Origin of the sequence: Acinetobacter portensis, from assembly GCF_009372215.1 — a bacterium.
In the GTDB taxonomy this organism is placed as follows: domain Bacteria; phylum Pseudomonadota; class Gammaproteobacteria; order Pseudomonadales; family Moraxellaceae; genus Acinetobacter; species Acinetobacter portensis.
This window is the reverse complement of record NZ_LWRV01000010.1, coordinates 1-4904: the sequence shown is the minus strand read 5'-3', so window position 1 is coordinate 4904 and position 4904 is coordinate 1. Positions and strand designations below refer to the sequence as shown.

The following is a 4904-nucleotide window of genomic DNA, read 5'->3' as shown; positions in this document are numbered from 1 at the left end:
CATACTTTTTGAAACACCACCTTATTTTGAATGAATTCATACGAATAAGTTTTTTTAATTACATTTCATTTATCTAAGTATAAGAATTTATTTATCGTTATTTGGTTTTTTTGGGTGGCTGAGGGGAATCTGCTTTGAATAACATAAAAGGTTTTACCCTAATCGAGTTAATGATCACTATTGGTATCGTTGCGATTATTACAACCATGGCAGCACCAGCATTTTCAAATCTTGTTGCCAAACAAAAGCTAGATGCTTCTGCTCGATCATTGATATTGGTATTTGGTGATGCGCGTGCAAAAGCGGCAACGTTAAGAAGAATGGTCACGGTAACCCCAACTGCAGGTACGAATACCGAAATTTTATTTCACTGGGCATCTAAATATGAAGATATTCAGCTTATTAATGGAACTCAATCGGTATCGTTTAATGAAAATGGTTTAGCTCGAAGAGTAAATGTTGTTGCAAATGTTGAAACAGAAATTCCATTAAATTTTCAACTTTGTAGTACGCGTTTAAAGCAGTCTAAGACAGTAGCTTTATCTAGAACTGGTGTTGTTGAAGCAATTAGAGACTCGGGAGCTTGCTAGTCATGTATAGGAAAAGTCAGACAGGCGTAGGTATGTTCGAGGTTCTGGTTGCACTATTTGTTTTAGCAATAGGCGTGCTTGGATTTTCTGCACTGCAATTACGAGCTGTAGATGCAACAATTGAAGCAAACGATAAGACATTAGCGATGAATGTTGCTCGAGATTTAGCAGAAAGAATTCGAATCAATCGACTAGCGTTAAATAATTACATAACTGCAATCAATACTCGGGCATCGAATACAACTTGTTTAATTAGTAACGCTACAGCAATCTCAAGACCTACCTGCACAGGAGTAACTTTGGCACAGTATGATGCTGGTGAAGTTGTGCAAATTGCACAAAATCAGGGGCAGCAAATTGTAATGGGCAACTGTCAGGGAAGTACACGGACATGTATTTATGTCGCTTGGGGACATACAACTATTTCTGGTGATGATGTTACTAGTTGCATGGTTAATGGTAGTTATGTTGCAAATGCTAAATGCATTGTGATGGAGGCCTTTTAAATGCAAATTTTAAAGCATAAAGGTTTCACAATTGTTGAGCTTATGGTGTCGCTTGTATTGGGATTAATTATTTCAGCAGCGGCAATTCAGTTGTTCTACACGGGGCAAAAAAGCGCGATGATTCAACAAGGTGGATCAAACCTTTTGAATAGTGGTTATTTTGGTTTGGATTATATGATTAATGATCTAAGACTTGCTAACCTAGAGGCACAAGAGACTTTAATTGATAATCAAGTATTACACGGTGGTCTTGTTTTAGATAGGCGAAATATATCAACTACTACGGCATTTCAAATGACTGGTGCTAATGCTGGCAATAGTTATTTAACATCAGCAAACATTGGTCCAACGAATTTAAATATACCCAATGTAGGAAGTGATCAATTAGTTATTCAATATAAAAATACTGTTGCAAATCGATTCGATTGTGAAGGTAATGCAATTCCAGTGAATAGCTATGTAGTACAACGGTATTTTTTACGTCGAGATGCCAATGGAACAGTAAATGAACCCAATGCACCACTTGCTTTAGCATGTACTGCAGCAAACTATAATCAAGATAATTTAGCTTCACTTAATTTAAGTGGCGAAGGGCGTATTGTGATACCTCGGGTAGATCATTTTCACGTGCTTTTGGGAGTTGCTGATGATACTCAAAATACAAGTGTATCTCCTGCTGTAGCTGGTCAAGATGGGGTTCTTGATCGATTTTCATATATGACAATTGCTGGTTATCAACAATTAAACCCAACTGCCCCAGCAAGAAAGCCTCAAATTGTTGCGATTAAAATAGCTGTTTTGGTTAGATCTCCAAATAGTGTTGGAAGTTCAGATTTATTTAATGCTACTAGAGCTTATCAATTATTTGATGTAAGTGGTCCTTTAACTGCACATGCAAATAATCACTTATATCTGCGCAATGTTTTATCGCAAACAGTTGCTCTTAGAAATGGCTTTGGTTTGGAGAATTAATATGAATTATTCAATACGTTCTTCAAGTCAAAAAGGTGCAACGCTGATTATTGTTTTAATCATGCTTCTTCTTATTACCATTGTGGGTACATGGGCAATTCGTGGAAGTATTACGAGTTTAAATATTGCAACAAATACACAAGCTCAGGCGCTATTGAAACAAAGCTCAGATGCTGTGTTTTTTAAGTTAGAAAATGATACTTCTAATGATTTAACGCTAGCAAATATGCAAATTGGTGATGGGATTTTAGCGTATTTGTTGAGAGCTGAAAATAAAGGTAAAGAGCTTGTTTTTTGTGTGCGTGGCAATGTCGCAAACAATTGGGAGGGTGCTCGACAGGGAAGTATTGTGTATTGGCAGGGTTCTACTATTAATAATAGAGAATTAGGTGCTAATGGTTTTTGTCAAACAACGCGATCAGCTGATTTTACAAGTGGTCGGCAAGCTGTTTTAACGCGAGTAGCAATTCGAGTAGCTCCGAACAATAAAGATTTTGGACATATGGTGGATGGTGATGATAAAGCAGGCAAAGGGAAAGATATTTCCACTGTTATTGTTAATGCTACATCACTTTTACCAAATTTAAGTACGGCTACAGATGCACAGGTAAATAACTGTATTTCAAACTTCACAACATTTGTTGATGGATCTTTGAATAATGAGACGGTGATTGATTGCCTTTCAAGAAATAATATTCCTTATAGTTCGCAAGAAATGGTATATACCTTGCGCGCTGTAAAAAGTAGTTAAGGGGAAAATAAAATGAAAAAAGTAAATGACTTAGTCTATATGAGAAAGTATTTCCCCGAAGATACTCTTATGAAAAAAATAAATGTCACAGCTCTGTCAGCAATGATTACAACAGGTATTTGTTTGGCGAGCTATCCAGTTTATGCAAGTGATATTGAAATATATAAAGTGCCTGAAGAGAGTGTTGGTTCTACGACACTGCTTTTTATGTTGGATACTTCAGGAAGTATGGGGACAAGAGATGAGGGAACGGGCTTTCCAACAAGAATGGAATATCTTAAACAAGGTATGAAAGATGTGCTATTCGGTAGTGTAAATAATGAGCCTTTAGATGGGAAAACTATTATTGGTTTATCTACTTTTACAAATAATAATGGCGTAATTAGACTACCTACTCAAGCGCTTAGTACGCCTAGTACTGGTGAAAAGGTAACAAACAAAAAAGAATATTTCTTTAGCGTGAACGGTCAAAATTATGAGTGTACTTCAACGCACTCTTTAACAGAAACATGTAAAACATGGGTTGCCAAAGGATCAATATCTACCACTGGATACTCATCCGAAAGTTGTTATTTATCTAAAAATTGTACCGTTTATTACAAACTAGGGAAAACTAGAGGCAAAGAATATAGAGATGAAATTTATAGTATTGCTTCTGGATTGTCTGCGAGTGGAACCACTCCAACCCCTTATGCTTATGCGGAAACTGCAGCCTATTTATTAGGTACATCATCGGTACCTAGAGTTAAGCTAAACCATGCACCTGTATATTATGCTCTTACAGGGGGGTATTCTGTGTATTGGCAGCAATGTAATAAATTTAACAGTGATGGTACCGCATGTTTGACATGGGGGGGTGGCAGAGTGCCATTGGTGGATTACCTTTAAATCTAAAAAATGGCTTAACTGAAGACAGTTGCGGTACTAATAATAATGTAGAAACACAATATAGTGCTACAAAATGTTATTATAAAACAGGTGATTACTTCACACCTTCCTCGTATTCTGGTATTACAGGCTCCCCTAAATCAGTCTCCTCTGTATTAAATGATATGTTTTATATTCAACCAGAGTCTTTAAGTGTTCAAGCAACAGATTCTGCTAAAAAGGAGTGTAGTGGTCAAGGAATATACTTCTTAACCGATGGTCAACCTGAGCCGGCAGGTGTTGGTGTAGGGCAAGATAACAAAAGCGGTAGTGCATATGAAATGATGACATCTGCATTGGGAGCTAAGGCTAGCAGCTTTGATTGTACTTCAAGTCCATTAGGTAAGCTTAAAGATAACGAATACTTTAAAAAAGATAGAACTCATGCTTGGACTTGTATTGGAAGATTGGCAGAAGCTTTGCTTGATCCTTCTAAAAATCCAGCAAATATTCAGATCAAAACAGCAGTAGTTGGTTTTGGGAATGCATTTAATGGAAAAACAGATCCTAGTAACGATGTAAAAGAAGCTATGCAATGGGGCGTTGTTGGTGGCGGTGGGTGGTATTCTGGTTCTAATTCTAAAGACATTGTTGATAGTGTTAGTGCATTTGTAACAGAATTAGTGAGAGATATTCCAAGTTTAAGTACAGGAACTTCTGTAATTCCAGAAGATGCTTTAAATCCAACAGTTATTCAAGGATATGCTTATTTTCCTCAGTTCGAACCAAAAGTGAACCCTGTGGATACAAATCAAATTTGGTTCGGAAATTTGAAAAAATATTATGTAGTGAATAATGGGGTGTATGCAAGTGCGGTTGCACCAACTGTAGATAACTTAGTTGTAAATAATGGTGTATTAAAAGATATTCCAGATATTTGGAAATCAAATAGAAGTTATGCTGATAATTATCCGGTATTTGCAAAACATGGTGCATTAAGTCAACTAAAATTAGGTCATACTTTAAATGTAACCAATAGAAATTTATTAACTGATTATAAGTATGATAATAATACTAGAGTTAAAGATGCTAAATTAATTAAAATTAAACATACTTATACAACAGATCAAAATACTAAAAGTGATACGACCTACTCAAATCAATTAATGGGGTTGTTGGGGTACGATATTCCTACTACAGGGCTTTGTTGCACAAACC

Annotated in this window: 5 protein-coding genes and 1 pseudogene; all 6 read left to right on the top strand. The window is 36.2% G+C overall.

The window, feature by feature from the left end:
• Positions 1-134: 134 nt before the first annotated feature.
• Positions 135-590: a pilus assembly FimT family protein gene (locus A6M14_RS00770; protein WP_152872872.1), complete on the top strand. Its 456-nt coding sequence runs from the start codon at positions 135-137 to the stop codon at positions 588-590.
• Positions 591-592: 2 nt separating this feature from the next.
• On the top strand, positions 593-1096 hold the full coding sequence (gene pilV / locus A6M14_RS00765; protein ID WP_152872871.1) for a type IV pilus modification protein PilV: 504 nt from the start codon (positions 593-595) through the stop codon (positions 1094-1096).
• A complete protein-coding gene (locus tag A6M14_RS00760) occupies positions 1097-2068 on the top strand; it encodes a PilW family protein (RefSeq protein WP_152872870.1) in 972 nt (323 codons plus the stop codon).
• A 1-nt stretch (position 2069) separates the two neighbouring features.
• Positions 2070-2819, top strand: coding sequence for a PilX N-terminal domain-containing pilus assembly protein (locus A6M14_RS00755; RefSeq protein WP_152872869.1), 750 nt, complete (start codon positions 2070-2072; stop codon positions 2817-2819).
• Between the two features lie 12 nt (positions 2820-2831).
• Positions 2832-3707: a vWA domain-containing protein gene (locus A6M14_RS00750; RefSeq protein ID WP_152872868.1), complete on the top strand. Its 876-nt coding sequence runs from the start codon at positions 2832-2834 to the stop codon at positions 3705-3707.
• A pseudogene (locus A6M14_RS00745) lies at positions 3659-4904 on the top strand (hypothetical protein); the annotation flags it as partial. The gene A6M14_RS00750 and the pseudogene A6M14_RS00745, both read left to right, overlap by 49 nt.